This is a genomic window from Streptomyces sp. NPDC004647 (assembly GCF_040609575.1).
In the GTDB taxonomy this organism is placed as follows: Bacteria; Actinomycetota; Actinomycetes; order Streptomycetales; family Streptomycetaceae; genus Streptomyces.
The window spans coordinates 1-2,515 of sequence record NZ_JBEXKU010000192.1 but is presented as its reverse complement, the minus strand read 5'-3'; the positions used below and the strand labels follow the sequence as shown (position 1 = coordinate 2,515).

The 2,515-nt window shown below is 70.0% G+C and carries 2 protein-coding genes; both read left to right on the top strand.

The features are described 5' to 3' along the window. The first annotated feature begins 423 nt into the window (after window positions 1–423). Window positions 424–873: a PTS glucose transporter subunit IIA gene (locus ABZW18_RS34585; protein ID WP_356195444.1), complete on the top strand. Its 450-nt coding sequence runs from the start codon at window positions 424–426 to the stop codon at window positions 871–873. A 79-nt stretch (window positions 874–952) separates the two neighbouring features. Beyond that, a partial coding sequence (gene ptsP, locus ABZW18_RS34580; protein WP_356195442.1) for a phosphoenolpyruvate--protein phosphotransferase occupies window positions 953–2,515 on the top strand: 1,563 nt, incomplete at its 3' end.

The following is a 2,515-nucleotide window of genomic DNA, read 5'->3' as shown; positions in this document are numbered from 1 at the left end:
GGCGTTGACTTTTGGCACGCTGTTGAGTTCTCAAGGAACGGACGCTTCCTTCGGCCCCGTCTCCGGGCCCTCCGGGCGCTTCCCTTCGGTGTTTCATCACTCTATCAGGCCATTTCCGCTCCTCTGACCACTCATCTGCGGGCATGCAGAATTGGATCCGAGAAATGGATCAGGATGGGATACACGATGTTGCCCTTGCTCGGCTTGCGGATTACCGCATCGCCTCGGCTGCAGGCAGGGGTACGACACTACATGCCTCGCCCGCGACGAGGCAAACCGATTCCTCATCCCTGTGACGCCGTCCACCGGGCGTCAGTTGTGCGGAGTCCTCACTTCCTATGACTTACGCTTCGGGTCAGCACGTCGTCGTCCAGCACAGGTAGTGACGACGCATGATGATTTCTCCGCCCTGGGAGGCTTCCCATGACCACCGTGACGTCCCCGCTCGCCGGGCGTGCCATCGGACTCGCGGCCGTGCCCGACCCGGTGTTCTCCGGAGCGATGGTGGGTCCCGGTACCGCGATCGACCCCGTGCGTGAACCCTCCGAGGCCGTCGCACCCGTCGACGGCGTCATCATCTCTCTGCACGCGCACGCCTTCGTCGTCGTCGACGCGGAGGGGCACGGTGTCCTGACCCACCTGGGGATCGACACCGTGCAGCTCAATGGAGAAGGCTTCCAACTGCTCGTCAACAAGGGCGACACCGTGAAGCGCGGCGACGCCGTGGTGCGGTGGGACCCGTCGGCAGTCGAGGCGGCCGGCAAGTCCCCGATCTGCCCGGTCGTGGCGCTGGAGGCCGGCGCCGACGCGCTTTCCGACCTTGCCGACGACACTGATGTGAAGCCGGGCGGCACTCTCTTCAACTGGAAGTGAGCCCCGCGCCGCATGGACGGCGCGTACGACATCCACCGCGGCGGAAACGATCCGCCGCTTCCGACCGGAGACGGGTGACATGGAGACAACGCTGCGAGGCGTCGGCGTGAGCCACGGAGTGGCGATCGGCGAAGTGCGGCACATGGGTACGGCGGTGCTGGAGCCGCCGGCCAAGCAGATTCCCACGGATGAGGCACCGCGCGAGCAGGGGCGCGCCGGCCAGGCCGTGGAGGCCGTTTCCGCCGATCTGATCGCGCGCGGCAATCTGGCGGGCGGTGAGGCGCAGGCGGTGCTCGAGGCGCAGGCCCTGATGGCCCAGGACCCCGAGCTGATGGCGGACGTCGAGCGGCGTATCGCCGTGGGCAGCACGGCCGAGCGGGCCGTGTACGACGCCTTCGCCTCTTACCGTGCGCTGCTGGCTGGTGCCGGGGAGTACCTGGCGGGGCGGGTCGCCGACCTGGACGACGTACGGAACCGGATCGTGGCCCGGCTGCTGGGTGTTCCGATGCCGGGTGTGCCGGACAGCGACGAGCCGTATGTACTGATCGCCCGCGATCTGGCACCGGCGGACACCGCGCTGCTCGACCCCACGCTGGTGCTCGGCTTCGTGACCGAGGAAGGCGGGCCGACCAGCCACAGCGCCATTCTGGCGCGGGCTCTCGGCGTGCCCGCGGTCGTCGCGCTGCCGGGGGCGGGAGAGATCGTCGAAGGCACCGTGATCGCGGTCGACGGCAGCACCGGCGAGATCTTCGTCGACCCGACTCCGCATAAGCGCGCGGAGCTGGAGGAGACCGCGGCTCTCCGCAGGGCGGCGCTGGCCGCCTCGTCCGGCCCGGGCGCGACCTCCGACGGGCACAAGGTGCCGCTGCTGGCGAACGTCGGCGGACCGTCCGACGTCGCGGCGGCGGTCGAGGCGGGTGCCGAGGGCGTCGGGCTGTACCGGACCGAGTTCCTCTTCCTCGACGACAGCAAGAGCGCCCCGTCGGAGGAGAAGCAGGTCGAGGCGTACCGCAAGGTGCTCCAGGCCTTCCCCGAGGGCCGCGTCGTGGTCCGCGTGCTGGACGCTGGTGCGGACAAGCCGCTGGACTTCCTCACCCCTGCCGACGAGCCCAACCCGGCACTGGGTGTACGGGGTCTGCGTACGCTGCTCGACCACCCGGACGTTCTGCAGACGCAGTTGACCGCGCTCGCGCGGGCCGCTGAGGGACTGCCGGTCTACCTCGAGGTCATGGCCCCGATGGTCGCCGACCGCACGGACGCCAAGGCCTTCGCGGACGCCTGCCGCGAGGCCGGTCTGCAGGCGAAGTTCGGCGCGATGGTGGAGATTCCGTCCGCCGCCCTGCGGGCCCGGTCGATCCTGCAGGAGGTCGAGTTCCTCTCACTGGGCACGAACGACCTCGCGCAGTACACCTTCGCCGCCGACCGACAGGTCGGCGCGGTCTCCCGGCTACAGGACCCGTGGCAGCCGGCGCTGCTCGACCTGGTGGCCCTCTCCGCGGAGTCGGCGAAGGCCGAGGGCAAGAGCTGCGGTGTGTGCGGGGAGGCCGCGCGGCGGAGGACGCTCCGGCGCAGGCCCGCGTACTCGGCTTCCGCCCGGCCGACGGGCTGCTGCTGCCGGTCGTCATGCGGCTGCCGGCCGAGC

Excerpts from the sequence above, each read along its gene's own strand:
- ABZW18_RS34585 (WP_356195444.1), top strand. The coding sequence starts at position 424 with ATGACCACCGTGACGTCCCCGCTCGCCGGGCGTGCCATCGGACTCGCG.